We start from the raw sequence: 16,195 nt of genomic DNA on the forward strand, positions 1-16,195 counted from the left end.
CAGCCGGTGAAAACAACCCCGTTGTTCGCAGTCGGTTACCAGAAGCCACAGCAGACTCATGATGTGCAGCCGGTGAATACAAACCCTTGTTCGCAGTCATTACGTGAAACCTCAACTGACTGATGAAGTTCAGCCAGTGAACAAAACCCCCGTTATTCGCAGACGCATACCTGAAGCCACAGCAGACTCATGATGCGTAGCGAGTTAAAAAACAACCCCCTTGTTCGCCGTCATTAAGTGAAGCCTCTACTGACTGATGAAGTTCAGCCAGTGAATACAACGCCGTTATTCGTAGTCGTTACGTGAAACCTCAGCGGATGAATGATGTGAAGCCGGTGAAAACAACCTCGTTGTTCGCACTATACTCATGTGAGCCTCTCGTAACTCATGAAGCCCCATAGATGATTTCAACTCCTTTTTATAAAATCGGCTATCTGAATCCTCAGACTATTCCAGATATCTTGCAGATAAAACCATCCCGCTGTCTGTTCGCAGTCGGCTATCTTAAGCCTTATCAGATTCTTGATGCTTGCAGGTGTAAAAAACCTTTTGTTCGTAATCGGATCCCAGGATTCTCTGGACACCCATGAAGTCCACAGATGAAATGCAACTCCGCTGTTCGCAGTCTGGTCATTCGTGCCCATGGAGACTCATGAAGCCCCACAGATGCAATCAAACTACGTTTCACAAAGTCGGTATCAGAATCCACAGAAGAATCCTAATGCCTTGTAGATGAAAACCCATTGTTCGTAGTCGGCAATTCTGGTCTGGAGCCCCAATAAGTTGAACAGCCATGTTTTCGACCTCGAAATTTGGGAAGGTATACATCGTTAAACCGGCCTCCAGTAGTTAGGTGAAAGAGAAGGGCAGAGCAGGGCAGGGCAGGGCATGGTAAAGGGGTGGCATAGTCATTTGCGCCCATGGGTTCTAGCTAAATTTTAAAAATTGAGTATGGATGGCTGGGAAAAAGTCTCAGAATTCACCAAATCTGTGAATTTTGCCTAGTTAAATTAGATTTCTTTTAATATCAATACCTTGAGAATTATTTGTACATTTCTCGCCCAAAAAAGACTGTGCACGAAATCTCATTTTGAGCGCATGATGTGATAAAAGTGCATTGTAATGCACTTTTACCTTGTAATACGCTCAATCCTCATGAATAATGTGAAGACTAACCTAAGGAGAGATCATGAGCATATTAGATGATATTCGTACTATCGGCCTAAAGATGAAAAATGAACAAGCAAGCCTCAAGGAAATAATCTTGGAGTCGAGTCGGGTTGATGTTTCGGATGAACAAGTCGATGGCTTAGATCGTCTTATCTATAACCATTGTTTAAATAAAAAAACTCTTTCGGACTTCTTTGGTAAATCAAGAAACACTTTTAGTAGAATTCTTGCTGAACTACATGAGAAAAAAGTGATCGGTGAACCTATCTTCCAGAATAAGAGTCACCTGTATACACGTTGGGATGTTCAAAAAATAATGGAAGCGATGGGCACTATTCAATATCGTGAAATGTATTTGCCCCGAGTTATTGTTACGGAAAACCATAAAGGTGGGACAGGTAAAAGTACAACAACAGCAACACTTGCTACCGCGGCCGCTTTGGATCTTAATCTGAATGCAAAAATCTGCGTAATTGATCTTGACCCCCAAGGCTCGTTAGGCAATAACCTTATCCACTCAACTAGTGAAGATAGTGTTTACCTAACCATAACCGATGTTCTGCTTAGTGAAATTGAAGATAATGACTTTACACAATATATAAAACAGGGATATACGGAAGCACAAATTATTGGTGCTATGGCATTTTCAACCCATCTCCCTAACATGGATGTTATAACTGCATTCCCGACAGATGATAGATTTACTGATAAATATTGGAGCCTCGATAAGGAGGCAAGACTCAAACTTCTGACACGTTTTCGTGATGTGGTTATACCTGTATTAAAGGAAAAATATGACCTTATATTTATAGATACTCCGCCACAAGATTCTCCAATTATTTGGTCAACAAACGAAGCAGCTGATGCAATACTTGTTCCCATTACACCACGAGAATATGATTTTGCATCAACCACAAACTATATGATTACGATTTCTGACCGACTTGAGCAGCTTCCATCTAAGGGAACAAATATTAAATGGATAAATGTTCTTGCAGTAAACGTAGATGATAGAAGTCAACATGAGATTCGTACTTTAAATAAACTAGTAAGAACTGTACGTGATCGGTTCATGACAACAAATATTAAACATTCAGAGGCTTTCGTTGCAGCGGCTGAGAAAGGTCGTACTGTACTCGATATTAAAAAATCAGAAGAACTTTGTTCTTCAAAACAATATGATATTGCTGAAATGTCGGTTCAGTCGGTGTATCAACAACTTATCAATGAAATTAAAAGCTTCTCAGTTAGGGAGGAGGGTAAATAATGAGTGATGTTGAACGCGGTACAAGCAAAGACAAATACTTAACCGGAAACAGCAAACGTACATTTGTCGATCAAAAAAGCGGACTTCCACCTTTACGTACTTCTCCTACACAGAAGCGACTATTTACTCTAGCAAATGGGCGTAAAGTTGAAGCTCGCTACGTTGTCGTCCCTGGCTCAGAAGTTGCTAATAAAACGCTCGTTCATGAACTAAACCCACGAAATCAAGAGGCAGTTGACGATCTCTCTACAAGAGAAATTCTTCCTTTAATTAAAGAGAATGGGGTTACAACTGAAGCTATTGCCGTCTACCGGGACGGCCAATTTTACCTAATTGAAGGAAGTAGGCGTCGTTTCTGCTGCATAAAATGTTCGGTTGATTTACCTTTATGGGCCTTCGATGTAGAGGTTAGCCGTGAAGATGTCGATTGTATTGTTAATGCTGCACAAACGGCAAAACGATTCTCGTATCGTGAAGTTGGAATTAAATACCTTGAAATCATGAAGAATAAGGGTTTTAAAACTAATGAGGAACTTGCTTCTTATCTTAATATTGGTATTGAATCGATAAGAAAGAGAATTCAGGCTGCAAAAATCAGTAAAGAACTTATTAGAATATTCCCAGATAGTGAGGGGATACCTAATACTTATTATAGTAAATTGGCTAGAATTGAAAAAACCGCTAATGCTAATAACATTCCTCTGACAGAGCTAACATCTGAAGTAGGGGCGGATGACAATAAAATTACTAACATTAATGATATTGAGGAAGTTCAGAAGTCAATTTTAGATGGTTTACATTCAGTTCTTAGTATTCTTTGTAATGATGTAAATAAACCGCAAAAATGGACAGTGACTGATATTGCTGCTTTTGATAATAAGGATACTTACGCTAGGGTAAAAAGAAGCGCCGATGGCCAGAAAGTAAGCTTTGAATTTAAGCGTATTGGTCAATCAACAATAAATGAGATTGAACGCTTAATTAAAGTTAGTATTAGCAAAGCAAAATAATTATTTTATTTTTAGTCATGATTCTTTAACAGGGATCATGACTTTCTCATTTATGCAACTCACATGTACGACTTTGACACTGGAGGTTCTAACAGCTTTCTGTTCCACTCTTGGCAGAGAAGAATCCCTTTGCTCAAGTCCATCTCTTGGTGCTCCGGCAGCTTTCAGAAGCATCGTTGACTAAAACAACCCCATTGTTCGCAGTCGGATACCTGAAGCCACCGCAGACTCATGATGTACTGCAGGTGAAAACAACCCCGTTGTTCGCAGTCGGATACCAGAATCCACGGCAGACTGATTCTGTGCAGCAGATGAATACAACCCCATTGTTCGCAGTCTGTTTCTTGTTGCTCTTGAAACCTTCTGGTGCACCGTTATGATTATACAACCAGCCTAACTAGTTAGGGCTGCGCCCAGCCTACTCACGAATAACCCTGACAATGTACCGTCCTAAAGAACTCTATAACCCTTATACTGGGGGAGGGGGCAACACCAACTAACGGGTCTGATCATGTCGAAATTCGACTCTGATCATTTCTGGAAAATTTCCAGCAAAGCTGGTATCTATTGCCCTGATGTGAAAATTAACCTATCTGGTGGGTAATTAGAAAGTTACTTTTTATTGTTACTTTCTATAGTTAGACGATGAATCTATGCCTAACGTCCCTAATCAGTATGAACCTGATCAGGGCACATTTTTTGATTAATGCATGTTACTTGGTTACTTGATTTGCGGAAATTCGATTATGAAATTGCTTTCCCCTGTAGAACCGTTTTCTGCTGTGAAAATAGGAACAGTTGAGTTTTCACCGGTTCCAAGGTCTATCTGAATTTCTTTTGTCTCCCCGGGGTGAATAACGTTCCCAAGGATATTTATCGCATAATCTGCGTCCTTCCTGACCGTGATGTTTGCCGTTTGTATACCCTTAGCCAGTGAGCCATCGTTACGTCGTAGCTGTCCCGTCCGCATGACGGCCAACGGTGTGTTGTCACTGGTTTTTAGCGCCTTTACAACACCCAAAGTTTTCAGCTTCTCAAGGGTGACCAGGTTTTTTGGGTAATAGGCGAACTGAATGCTTTTTTGAGTAGTGTTACCTTTCGCGTCGGTAGCATATGCGGTTAGTGTATATTTGTCCGTATTTGCATCCAGACTGGGGAAGAGACGAGGGTAATCAGGTGTATAACTACCGTCCGTATTCTGGTTAAACCCCAAGATAACGCTGTCCGACGCTGGTCCTCCTTTAAGTTCAAGTCTGACAAGGCTGGGTGCTGTTAACTCATCATTTAGCGTTATACTGATGTTCTCAAGCCCGAAAACAGTAGCTCCGGGGGATAGCGGCGCATTTTCATATTTAAAATTAACAACAGGAGGTGTCTTGTCGTTAATCAGATTTATGAATGGTGATGAAGTTTCATTGTTAAAGCTGTCCTTTGCCAGAAAGCCTAAATTGTATTTACCTTCGGCCAGTTTGCTGAGATCAAAACTGTATGTGTAATCCTCGCCAGATAGAGCTGTTTGGATACCTGACAGTAGTTGGTCCCCGGTATCTGAATCAATCAGAGCAGCAGATTTGAGTTGCAACAAATCGCGGAATTTTCCGCGCCCTGGTTGCGTCACAAATAAGAGTACAGTTTTGTTTTCCTCCTGGTAACTATATCCAGTTATCTTGGGTAACAGATCAGTGTTCCAGTGATGTCTTTTTTCTACAGTGACTGATGAAAGTGTTTTATCCATATCAGTCAATCTGAAGAAGTATGTTGTAATACCATTCCCTGATTTCGGAATAGACCATGATACCGCACCAGTACACTCAGTCTCACCAGCAGGTATCTGACAAATCTCAGTATTTCCACTCATCGCTCTCTGACCATAATTTCGCGGAGACGCAGTGATCTTAACAGAGCTGAATTTCACGGGTAGATCTTTGGAATCCCAAAGATAGCTGCCTGCATTCATTTCACCTTTTATATCTGATGTTAACCATACTTCAGGTGCTGCCGGGCTGGCCGGAGCCTCACTTCCTAAATTGATATTATAGGAGAGTGAGCCTCCACCCCATTGATATCCGTTATGGATGACGTAAGCTACCTTATAGGCCGTTTTCGCGGATACATAACTGTATCCATTCGCTTCGGAAATAATCGTGCCAAATTTCAAACCAGCTTTACTGTATTCCCTTCGATTATTCGATGGAACCCTGTACACGAGTGTTAAAGGGTTTTGGTTAACGGTCATTCCCGGCTTATATGCTATGTAACCTTCACTAAATCCCGGAACTACGCTTGTTTTAGAAGTCGGGTCATAAACAGCAAATAAAGTATATTCACCAAGATCTGAGTCAAATATGAACTTCTGATCCGGCAAAACTTTATGGTTTCCCGCTTTATCATAGAGCGTCACACGGAAACGATATTCCACATCAGCGTTTGATACAGGCATCCATGATGACCGACTCATATTCCCTTTTGTCCACGGTATTGAAAGGGATGCTGATCCACTGTCATAAACCATATCTGTAGTTGAAAAAACAGTATCATCAGGTTTTATCACCTGAATAGTCGCTTTATCAAAACCGGTGGCAGATTTGACGTTTTTCACATTCAGGTACAGCTTTGCTTCAGCCCCGAGGCCTAGTTCCCAACGCTCACCTGTTAAGACCATATCATATCCGGGGTTTTGGTCCACGCTCAGGTTATCTGACAAAGGCCCTACAGTATCAATAATAAAATTGTGAGACGTGCTGTCGATAACAGTGTTTTGAGTATTCAGGATATCTGACGTTATTACATAACTTCCATCACTCAGTGGTGGCAATGTCAGCGTTTTACCATAAAATTCTTCACTAGTTGATGCCTTTATACGGTCATTGACCGTCACGCTCTCAGTAGTAAAGCTATATACTCCAACATTGTCTTTCTTTACGGTTACCTGAATTTTTCTGTCGAGTCCCGATATTATTCTTACCTGAATTTTTTCATTTGTATTTAGGATACCTGCTTCCGCACTGACTGATTTATCCGTTCCATAGACATCCTTGAATACATATTCATACACACGAGCATATGAGGGGAGTGAAAAAGCGGAGAGGGCAATTAGTATTAAAGTAGTCTGTAAATTAATTTTCATATCAAATTATTAATCCAAAAAATTCGTGAAGTTTATGCCTTGGAGAAAGTTACTTTTTTCTGATTGCATACTTTTAACAACACCATTTGGTACGAAACGCCACCAGCCCCACATAGCAGAGGCGGTGGCCGTCGATAGTTAGTTAAGTTGTGGGAACTCGATGATGAAGTTGCTTTGACCCGTAGACCCGTTGATAGCCGGAAAAATCGGAACCGTAGAGTTTTCACCAGTTCCGAGGTCAAGCTGTATTTCTTTAGTTTCCCCGGGATGGATCACCGTTCCCAGAATGTTGATGGCATACTCAGCGTCGCTTCTGACCGTGATATTTGCCGTCTGCATACCCTGGGCAAGAGAGCCATCGTTCCTTCTCAACTGGCCGGTACGCATGACTGCCAGAGGTGTGTTGTCACTGGTTTTGAGTGCTTTAACCACGCCCAGTGTTTTCAGTTTCTCCAGGGTAACGAGATTTTTAGGGAAGTAGGCGAACTGAATACTTTTTTGGGACGTATTACCTTTAGCATCTGTGGCATATGCAGTGAGAGTGTATTTATCCGTCGACGTATCCAGAGTAGGAAACAGCCGTGGGTAATCAGGTGTGTAGCTACCATCAACATTCTGGTTGAAACCAAGGACTACGCTATCAGATGCAGGCCCCCCTCGTAGTTCCAGGCGGAGAAGAGTAGGTTTAGTCAGCTCATCGTTTAGTTTAATGGATATATTCTCCAGACCATAGACCGTGTTGCCGGAGGTGAGCGGGGCATTGTCGTAGTTAAAGCTGATCTCAGGGGGAGTCATATCATGCACTAACGTGATGAATGGAGAAGATGTTTCATTTTCGAAGGTATCTTTTGCCAGAAAGTTTAAGTCGTATCTTCCTTCAGCCAACTTACTTAAGTCAAACGCATAAGTATAATCTTCACCAGAAAGCGCTATTTTGGCTCCATTCAGCACCTGCATACCTGAATTAGCATCAATCAGTTCAGCGGACTTAAGCTGAAGTTGATCTCTGAAGGTACCATTACCGGGTTGGGTAACAAATAAAAGTACTTTTTTCTTATCTTCCTGATAGTCATATCCCTTTATCCTCGGTAGAAGGTTTGTGTTCCAGTAGTTCCTCCTTTCCTGATTAATTGATGAAAGTGTCTTGTCCTCATTATACATTTTAAAAGAATATGTCACGCCTCCATTGCCACTTTTAGCAATTGACCACGGTACCGGCCCGCTGCACTCAGTCTCACCTGGTTGGATTTGACAGATTTCCAGGTTACCTGTAAATGCTCTTTGGATATAATTTCTCGCAGAAGCACGGATCCTCGCTGAAATAAATTTCACCGGTAGATCACTTGTTTTCCATAAATAGTTAAAAGAATTAATTTCACCTTTTGTGTCCGTCGTGAGCCAAACGCTACTAGGCATTTCCGGTCCGACAGGCGTGTCGGGACCCAGTTTAAGGTTATAGTTTGCAGTAGCGCCGCCCCATTGGTACCCGTTATGTATATCGTACCTGTTGTTATATGCTGTTGTTGCCGCCACATAGGCGTAACCGTTAGCTTCTGAAATGATAGAGCCAAAACTTAAACCAGCTTTGTTGTATTTCCTTACATTGTTGATGGGGATACGATAGATTAAGGTAATCGGGTTTTGATTAACTGTCATACCCGCTTTATAAGCTATATAACCCGAAGTGAACCCTGGAACAACGCTTGTTTGCGCTTCGGGGTCCCGTATAGCAATAAGAGTGTATTCACCCAGTTGGTCATCAAATACAAATTTCTGTTCCGGTAATACTTTTCGGGAGCCTGCTTTGTCAAAGAGTGTAACCCGGAAACGATACTCTACATCAGCATTTGATGAAGGCATCCAGGAGGCCTTTTTCCGGTTCCCTAAAGTCCATGCAGCAGACAGGGAGGAAGACCCGCTATCATAGTCCATAGCAGTAATGGAATAGACGCTATTATCGGGATTAATAACCTGTAATGTAGCTTTATCGAAACCAGCGACTGCTTTAACGTTGTTAACGTTCACATATAGTTTTTGGTCGGCTCCAAGGCCCAGTTCCCACCTTTCTCCCTGGGTGACCATTTCATACCCCGGTTTCTGTAAAATGCTCAAATCGTCCGCTGTAGGGCCCACACTATCTATGGTGAAATCCTGTGTGGTGGAGTCGACCAGAGCACCCTGTGTGTTAAGTATTTCAGAGATAACCTGATACGGTCCATCACTCAGGGGAGGAAGCGTGATGATTTTCCCGTAGAACTCTTCACCTGTTGATGCCTTAATTCGATCACTTACCTTAATGCTATCGGTTGTCGTGCTGTAAACCTCCGTTCCTGACTTCCGGACAGATACGTGTACTTTGCGATCTAGGCCGGAAATCAGGCTCAACTGAATTTTTTCGTTAGTGTTAAGAATGCCGGTTTCCGCACTGACTGATTTCTCCGCACCGTAGATATCCTTAATGGTGTACTCATAGACCCGTGAATGCGATGAAAAGGACATCGTCGCGAGGATTATCGTTGTCAGCAGTTTTATCTTGGTATTCATTTCAGATCATTCCCAGCAGGCTTGTAATCAGAGTTGAGAAAGTAACTTTTCTCTCTTCCTGGCCGTCATATTCGGCGTTGTCGTGTTTATCCAAAAATTACCGGCCCAACAGCAGGGACCCGTAATCGTGAGTCGCTATTTAATTTGCGGAAACTCAATGATGAAATCGCTTTGCCCGGTAGCGCCGTTTGTTGCCGGGAAAATTGGGACCGTTGTGTTAACACCAGCGCCGAGGTCTATCTGGATGTCTTTGGTTTCGCCCGGCTGAATGACAGTACCCAGTATGTTGATCGCATAATTAGCGTCAGTCCTGAGCGTGATGTTGGCAGTTTGTACACCCTGAACCAAGGAGCCATCGTTCCGCCTAAACTGCCCGGTACGCATGACGGCCAGCGGAGTGTTGTCGCTGGTTTTCAGCGCCTTCACCACACCCAGCGTTTTGAGTTTTTCCAGGGTTACAAGATTTTTCGGATAATAGGCGAACTGAATGCTTTTCTGAGTGGAGTTCCCTTTGGTATCCGTTGCATACGCCGTCAGGGTATATTTATCGGTATTTTCGACAAGGGTAGGGAACAGACGTGGATAATCTGGCGTATAGGAGCCATCGGCATTCTGGTTGAAACCAAGAATCACGCTATCAGATGCGGGGCCACCTTTCAGCTCAAGGCGTTCGAGAACAGGCTTTGTCAGCGCGTCATTCAGGCTAATCGCGATGTTCTCCAGCCCATACACGGTAGAACCGGAAGCAAGCGGGGCATTTTCATAATTAAATATGACGTCTGGGGGGGTCATATCGTTCACCAGCGTGATGAACGGCGATGACGATTCATTATCGAAGGTGTCTTTGGCAAGGAAGGAAAGGTTATATTTGCCTTCCGGGAGAGCTCCCAAATCAAACGTGTAGGTGTAATCATCACCAGCAATCGCTGTATTGGTACCGGTTAACACCTGGACATTTGAATCCGCATTAATTAGAACCGCAGACTTGAGCTGCAATTTGTACCGTAAACTGCCGTTCCCCGGTAGATTCACAAATAGCAGAACCTTTTTCTTGTCTTCCTGATAATCATAACCAGTAATTCTGGGCAACTGGTCAGCATTCCAGTATTGCCGCCTTTCAGCATATTGTGAGAAAAGGGTGCCATCTGAGTTGGTCATCTTGAAGAAAAAACCCATATGGCCGTTACCACTTTTTTGAATATTCCCAACAATTTTCCCTTCACACTCCAGCTCGCCGACAGGAATGTTACATAAGAAACCTCCGGTATTAGACATAGCCTTTTGAATGTAATTTCGTGCCGACGCTTTCACGCGGGCAGTAAGAAATGTCACCGGGAGATCGGATGTTTTCCAGAGGAAATCATATGAGCTTACCGAGCTTTTCTTGTCCGAGGTAATCCACACGTCAGGAGTAGTCGGGCTTACCGGCGCATCTGCACCCATTTTAATATTGTAGGTTACACTGGCCCCCCCCCACTGATAACCGTTATGGATAACAGAGAGCGTCTGGTAAGGGGTCGTGACCGACACATAGCTGTAGCCGTTAGCCTCAGAAATTATGTTCCCGAAGGCCAGCCCACCTTTTCTGTACTCCCTGCGGTTCGTAGAAGGGACACGGTAGACAAAAGTAATGGGATTCAGATTGACCGTCATCCCCGATTTATATTCAACATACCCTTTACTGAATCCGGGTATAACACTGGTTTCAGCTGTAGGGTCATACACCGCGACTAGCGTGTATTCGCCTAAATCCGAGTCAAAGAGGAACTTCTGATCCGGCAGGACTTTTCGGGTACCTGCCTTGTCGTATAGCGTGACACGAAAGCGATATTCTGTATCCGCATTGGACACCGGCATCCAGTCGGCTTTAACCGCGCTCCCCTTAGTCCACGGAACAGAAAGCGATGCAGAACCGCTGTCGTAAACCATGTCCATTTTGGAATAGACGGTATTATCGGGATTTAAGATCTGGATAGTAGCTTTATCAAAACCGGCCGTCGCTTTCACATTTTTGACGGTGACATATAGTTTTGCTTCTGCCCCCAACCCCAGTTCCCAGAGATTTCCGGTAAGCACCATGTCATATCCCGGACGCTGGTCAATCCTCATGTTATCGGCTGTGGGGCCAGACGTATCAATCAGGAATGATTGAGTTGTCGAATCAATAAGGGCATCCTGGGTATTCAATATTTCCGAGGTAATGGTATACAGCCCTTCACTTAACGGTGGCATGGTTATAACTTTCCCGTAAAACTCTTCATCTGATGATGATTTGATGCGATCGGCAACTTTCACGCTTTCTGTCGTCGTGCTGTAGACATTCGCGTCGCCTTTTTTCACCGTCACACGGATTTTCCTGTCCAGCCCTGAAATCAGGCTAAGCTGGATTTTCTCCGTGGTGTTCAGCTTCGCTGAATCGGCGCTAACGGATTTCTCCACACCGTAGATATCTTTTATTGTGTACTCATAAACACGGGAATGGCCCGGCAATGAAAGGGTGCCGAGGATTAATGCCGCCAGAAGTTTGAGTTTGAATTTCATATCAGTACCAGTCTAAATCATGGTTAAAAGGTCGCATTGTGAGTCGCTCTTAACCACTGACGGAGCGATACATGCCAAAAAAGTTACTTTCCTTCTCCGTTGCAAAAACAACGCATGTTTATGATTCTGCTCACCTGGCCTACGGCTTATTTCACCTGCTCGAGAACAGCACGCCTGCTCTTCTGGGCTGGCGAATGTAATGAGCGATTCCAGACCAGCGTTTTTTCGTAAATCGTGATGAAACCAAGACGAATTAGCTCCTGCTTAATCCGCTCGTTCAGCAATGAGCAGGATTTTTGCCCTGTCACATTTGAAAGGTAATTTTGTAAGCCCATTGGCGTGGCCGGGAGCGATTTAGGGGAGGATGCGCAGGAAAGCTTCAGTCTGTTAATCCAGTACCCCATGTCATGCTCTTTGGCTTTCATCACTTTCTTTGTTGAAGCCGTGTCTTTAACCGGCTGCGGAGCGGGCAGGGCTGGAGAGAACCTTGTACAGCTGATCCCTGCTGCTTTAAGACGGGCAATAATGCCGTCATAGCCCTTGTCACGGGAGATAACAGAGAAGTGTGACGTATCCCCGGACAATGCGGTCAGCTGGCCGAGTTCCAGAACCAGATGGAAATCAACATTGTTTTTGGATACCTCAGTCGCCGGAATAATGCATACAGAAATTGCAGAGCTCAGGGACGTAACGGGAATTTTAATGTTTTCCTGTTTAGCGCCCGTGAAGAAAAGCACTTTGTCAAAGTCATGAAGGGAAACCCCCTCAAGGCTTCCGATATTTTCATAATCAATCAGGGCAATTCTGGTTTTGGAACTGAGCATTATTCTCTCCCGAAAAAACAGGTTGGACTAAATATCAACTTAATCACCACCAGCAGCCCAAAAGTAACTTTTGGGCCTATGTACACTCCCGCCACCCGGTAAAAGTGACTTTTTACGGCGCACATACTGACTAAACGTGCTGGTTCTGATTAAACATGGCTACGGCCATTGGTCTGGAACCACTGGTATCATCTACCTCTACGGCAATATCTATCCAATGGTCGGGGTCGGATACCCAGTCAATCAGCTCTTTAAGGGACAGGCTGTATCTGAACTTAATTTTCTTAATGCTGTCATTGCCAAACCAGTTAATTCGGTTCACATGCTGTTTGATGTAGTACACATCCCATGAGCCATGGCCCAGAAAGTCCTTACCCCACTGCCGCTTATGCTCTCGCCAGTCACAGGGCAGAACGTCTGCACGAAAAAGACTGTCTGTTATCTGATAGATATCTGAAAACCCGACCTCGCTATCGGGGATCATTTCCAGGTACAGGTATCCGGCAACCGGATGCTTCGTGCTAATGACCACGTGTTTCGAGCTCATCATAGTTCCGTTTTCCGTATGAACAGACCTAACGCCAATAATCCAGTTATATCAAAATTTGTTTCAGAAATTCCTGAATAACAGGACAAAAAAAATCCAGAGAGGAAAGAAATGCGGGACAAAAAGGGTCTTTCAGGATCGCTTATTTTGATATCGTCAATTAACTATTCCATCCCGAGATGTTCAAATGACGCCAGTATGCAGCGCGGGAAATGTCAAAACAGAATGTGCAGAAAGAAGAAAACGACATAGAAGGAGAGGGAGGCTCATTCACATCACTGATGACAGCTATATTAACAGCAGAATGCTTGATCAGATATCCGACGACGTGATATATCAGGAAGCATTCAGAAAAGGAACTTAACGACGAACGTAAAAAAACACACTCCACGGCCTTAAAGTACCTTTAAGTCGGGAAAAACCAAAATTTTCTATGTTAGATTATTATCTGTTTTAGTAGGCCAGAACTAAACCAGTGCCCTGTCTGGTAAAAGGGAGTGGCGGTAGCTTCTGAAAATTCAGTTTAACTTCCAGGTTATTCAAGCGGGATGTATATGCATGCAACTCATCTGACGAAAAAATTTAATGTTTTGGCGGTCGTCTATTTCACAATCATTGCTTGTGGTCAGATTGTTCTGTTCCCTCATTCTCAGCCCATTTTCCTGTTCCTCGTGACTATGGCTATGGCGGTTCGCTTATTTACCCTGCGGCCTCAATATAAAAATTTACGATTTCTGGTTTTGTCCATCATCTCACACCACCTTGTTTTTACCATTCTTTCACTCATCCAACTCTATATCGATGCTAGGTATAGCAGGGCAAGTTTCATTGAGTATCAGATGGTTTATGCGCCTTTGCTCATCGGGATGGGATATGTGTATTTCAACGTATGGAGAGCGCGTACCTAACATCCTTCCGACCTCTTTGGTTAAAAGAGCCTGCATGAATTGTTCTACCCACAAAGCCATACCGCTGACCTTTTCTTGTGAAGTGGCAACAGGTACAGGTGTCCCCGTTAAGGGGTCAGACTGTTGTACGTTACCGGGTTAATAACGAGTATCGGGAATTGACCAGCGATACCCATTAGACAGGATTAAACATGTTGATTAACAATAAAGTTAAAAAAGAAATAAAGGCAAAAAGAAAGAAGGCGTCCAAAATTTTTTGGACGTGCGATTACATCGAAAAGAAATATCTAGAACCTATTGTACTAGCCCTACTTTGGTTATCTGGGATACCATTGCTGGCATATCTTAAGCTATCCCCGCAATGTTCACCTTTGACAGCATTGCTGATATACGGATTTGGGATTATTACAGTACTTTTTGTATGGTTCTATTTGGATCTTCCTAAAAGCTGGATTGATTTACTTGACCGTCAAATTTTGAAGTACCGATCAGATACATCATTCATTGATGTACTCAAAAATGTGCACACTGAAGACTTTATGGACCATGGCAAGATAATAGTACCAATTCTCGACATTAAATATTGGGCTGTTAGCCAAGAATGCCAACTGAATAGACTGCTTAGGAAAGAAAATAGCGTCAAAATCAAAAAATAGGTAGTTGTTAACCTTAAAAGTTTTGAAAGTAAAAAGGATTGATGTCCATTCATTAATTTTCAATTATCAAATTGCAGAAAGTTACTTTCTGGGGGATCTATGTCTGAAAAGATAATCAAAAGGGGGGGGGAGCTCATAGAGTTGCCCTCTCATAACAACAATGCCGTAAAAACCGAGATGCAGACCAGGACAGAAAAACCCAAAACGAAAATCACCAAAGCGCAAAGAGAAGAACTCAGGTTAAAATTTGCGTGCAGGTGTGCCTACTGCGGCTGTGAGCTGAAGGAAAAGGGCTGGCATGCCGATCATGTAGAGCCAGTTCGTAGAGATTTCGATATAGTTCGCGCGCCCCAGGGGAGTAGGGTGAGTCACGTTGCACGAAGCAATGGACGAGTATTTCATCCTGATCGCCATGATTTAGATAATCTTTTCCCCGCGTGTTCAGCATGCAACCTTTTCAAAGCGACATATTCAATCGAAGGATTCAGGGAACAGATTGCCCACCAGCCTGAGCGTGCTCAGGCATACTCAGTCAATTTCCGCACAGCCCAACGATTTGGGCTGGTAACGGTTATTGAGAAACCTGTGGTTTTCTGGTTTGAGGCGTACGATGCCTCAAAAGAACTTGAACCCCAGCTTTCTTATTTTTTGGCACACCGGGAGGCTTATCAGGATTGAGGTTTGCTGTCTTTTCTTGGACTGATGTCGGCTTCTTTAATCCGTTCCTCAGCTTGCATTCCGGTATAGATACATATAGCACTATTGTAATTATTAAAAGCAATCTGACTTTTGAAATCACAAAAATATGCAGGGTTCTTTGTCGCTATAGTATCGCCTTTCTGGCACTTCCCCTTCAGGCCTTCAATCAATGAGTCATTATCGGTGCCCATACATGCTTTGCCAGTTGGGGTTATACCTTCTTCCTTACAGCCAGAAAGAAAGACTGTGGCACAGATCAACACTGTAAGCATTTTTTTTTGCATTGTTCCCATTCCCTGTTATACATGGTTTTTCAATTATAGACATTACCTGGTCTGATGCATCTACCAGTAATTGTATCGCGTCTATCTGGCTTAATGCCTCAACATGGTAAAAACGGATAAACGCATGCCATCTCAGCTCCCCCTTGACCCAAAACTTCCGGCCAATTTTGATGACACCCCTAATAGTGAACGAAGCAAAGAACAGCTAGATGAATGGTGGGATCATCCTTATGGGATCACTAAACCAGACGGCTCATTTACTGACAGATGTCTTAACGGTGGAGCGAGGGACCGCTCATCGGTGCTTGGAAAGGTAAGAACTTACGAAGAGGCTTGTGTCCTGGCTCACGACGCCCAGGCAAAATGGGTCAAAACCCGTCTGAAACCTATCTTCATGTACTCTAACGAACCGCCCTTCAGGCTAGTGGTTCAGTCCCAGCGACCAGATTACGAAGAAAGCATCATTGGGGAGTTCAATACTATTGATGAAATTAATTTGTTCTTGTTAAAGCAGCACCCCACCCGAACTACTTGAATTACCTCCGACCATCGACACAAAACTCATTGATCTTGAGACCCTGGCCTGGTATGGGAAAGAGCTTGATCTCGCTGCCTCCA

The 16,195-nt window shown here is 43.5% G+C and carries 11 protein-coding genes; 5 read left to right on the forward strand and 6 right to left on the reverse strand.

Going from position 1 to position 16,195, the window contains the following annotated elements; genetic code table 11:
- Positions 1-1,189 precede the first annotated feature (1,189 nt).
- Entirely contained in the window at positions 1,190-2,437 is a 1,248-nt protein-coding gene (locus ABLV64_RS06450; protein WP_004181813.1) for a ParA family protein, read from the forward strand.
- Positions 2,437-3,447: a ParB family protein gene (locus ABLV64_RS06455; RefSeq protein ID WP_004181814.1), complete on the forward strand. Its 1,011-nt coding sequence runs from the start codon at positions 2,437-2,439 to the stop codon at positions 3,445-3,447. The genes ABLV64_RS06450 and ABLV64_RS06455 overlap by 1 nt, the downstream gene beginning before the upstream one ends.
- 721 nt (positions 3,448-4,168) lie before the next feature.
- On the opposite strand, the gene ABLV64_RS06460 is transcribed toward ABLV64_RS06455, so the two are convergent.
- The 5 genes from ABLV64_RS06460 to ABLV64_RS06480 form a co-directional block, all read right to left on the reverse strand.
- The gene (locus ABLV64_RS06460) at positions 4,169-6,574 is read right to left on the reverse strand and encodes an Ig-like domain-containing protein (protein WP_348843204.1); all 2,406 of its coding nucleotides are present in this window, start codon (positions 6,572-6,574) and stop codon (positions 4,169-4,171) included.
- Positions 6,575-6,712: 138 nt separating this feature from the next.
- Complete coding sequence (locus ABLV64_RS06465; protein ID WP_085013582.1) at positions 6,713-9,118, reverse strand: Ig-like domain-containing protein; 2,406 nt, start codon at positions 9,116-9,118, stop codon at positions 6,713-6,715.
- A gap of 135 nt (positions 9,119-9,253) precedes the next feature.
- Positions 9,254-11,659, reverse strand: coding sequence for an Ig-like domain-containing protein (locus ABLV64_RS06470; RefSeq protein ID WP_040120315.1), 2,406 nt, complete (start codon positions 11,657-11,659; stop codon positions 9,254-9,256).
- 146 nt (positions 11,660-11,805) lie between these two features.
- On the reverse strand, positions 11,806-12,483 hold the full coding sequence (locus tag ABLV64_RS06475; protein WP_004181819.1) for an NYN domain-containing protein: 678 nt from the start codon (positions 12,481-12,483) through the stop codon (positions 11,806-11,808).
- A 130-nt stretch (positions 12,484-12,613) separates the two neighbouring features.
- Entirely contained in the window at positions 12,614-13,033 is a 420-nt protein-coding gene (locus tag ABLV64_RS06480) for a hypothetical protein (protein ID WP_004181820.1), read from the reverse strand.
- 1,096 nt (positions 13,034-14,129) lie between these two features.
- Here ABLV64_RS06480 and ABLV64_RS06485 point away from each other — a divergent pair.
- Positions 14,130-14,594, forward strand: coding sequence for a hypothetical protein (locus ABLV64_RS06485; RefSeq protein WP_110437875.1), 465 nt, complete (start codon positions 14,130-14,132; stop codon positions 14,592-14,594).
- A 99-nt stretch (positions 14,595-14,693) separates the two neighbouring features.
- The gene (locus ABLV64_RS06490; protein ID WP_004196710.1) at positions 14,694-15,272 is read left to right on the forward strand and encodes an HNH endonuclease signature motif containing protein; all 579 of its coding nucleotides are present in this window, start codon (positions 14,694-14,696) and stop codon (positions 15,270-15,272) included.
- Here the strand turns inward: ABLV64_RS06490 and ABLV64_RS06495 are convergent.
- Positions 15,263-15,577, reverse strand: a complete 315-nt coding sequence (locus ABLV64_RS06495; protein WP_004181824.1) for a hypothetical protein — start codon at positions 15,575-15,577, stop codon at positions 15,263-15,265. The genes ABLV64_RS06490 and ABLV64_RS06495 overlap by 10 nt on opposite strands.
- A gap of 124 nt (positions 15,578-15,701) precedes the next feature.
- On the opposite strand from ABLV64_RS06495, the gene ABLV64_RS06500 reads away from it, so the two are divergent.
- A complete protein-coding gene (locus ABLV64_RS06500) occupies positions 15,702-16,112 on the forward strand; it encodes a hypothetical protein (RefSeq protein WP_040120493.1) in 411 nt (136 codons plus the stop codon).
- The last annotated feature ends 83 nt before the right edge of the window (positions 16,113-16,195 follow it).

This window comes from Klebsiella sp. JB_Kp031 (assembly GCF_040064295.1).
Taxonomy (GTDB): domain Bacteria; phylum Pseudomonadota; class Gammaproteobacteria; order Enterobacterales; family Enterobacteriaceae; genus Klebsiella; species Klebsiella quasipneumoniae.

Excerpts from the sequence above, each read along its gene's own strand:
- ABLV64_RS06465 (WP_085013582.1), bottom strand. The coding sequence starts at position 9,118 with ATGAATACCAAGATAAAACTGCTGACAACGATAATCCTCGCGACGATG.
- ABLV64_RS06475 (WP_004181819.1), bottom strand. The coding sequence starts at position 12,483 with ATGCTCAGTTCCAAAACCAGAATTGCCCTGATTGATTATGAAAATATC.
- ABLV64_RS06480 (WP_004181820.1), bottom strand. The coding sequence starts at position 13,033 with ATGATGAGCTCGAAACACGTGGTCATTAGCACGAAGCATCCGGTTGCC.
- ABLV64_RS06470 (WP_040120315.1), bottom strand. The coding sequence starts at position 11,659 with ATGAAATTCAAACTCAAACTTCTGGCGGCATTAATCCTCGGCACCCTT.
- ABLV64_RS06490 (WP_004196710.1), top strand. The coding sequence starts at position 14,694 with ATGTCTGAAAAGATAATCAAAAGGGGGGGGGAGCTCATAGAGTTGCCC.
- ABLV64_RS06460 (WP_348843204.1), bottom strand. The coding sequence starts at position 6,574 with ATGAAAATTAATTTACAGACTACTTTAATACTAATTGCCCTCTCCGCT.
- ABLV64_RS06495 (WP_004181824.1), bottom strand. The coding sequence starts at position 15,577 with ATGCAAAAAAAAATGCTTACAGTGTTGATCTGTGCCACAGTCTTTCTT.
- ABLV64_RS06500 (WP_040120493.1), top strand. The coding sequence starts at position 15,702 with ATGCCATCTCAGCTCCCCCTTGACCCAAAACTTCCGGCCAATTTTGAT.
- ABLV64_RS06450 (WP_004181813.1), top strand. The coding sequence starts at position 1,190 with ATGAGCATATTAGATGATATTCGTACTATCGGCCTAAAGATGAAAAAT.
- ABLV64_RS06455 (WP_004181814.1), top strand. The coding sequence starts at position 2,437 with ATGAGTGATGTTGAACGCGGTACAAGCAAAGACAAATACTTAACCGGA.
- ABLV64_RS06485 (WP_110437875.1), top strand. The coding sequence starts at position 14,130 with ATGTTGATTAACAATAAAGTTAAAAAAGAAATAAAGGCAAAAAGAAAG.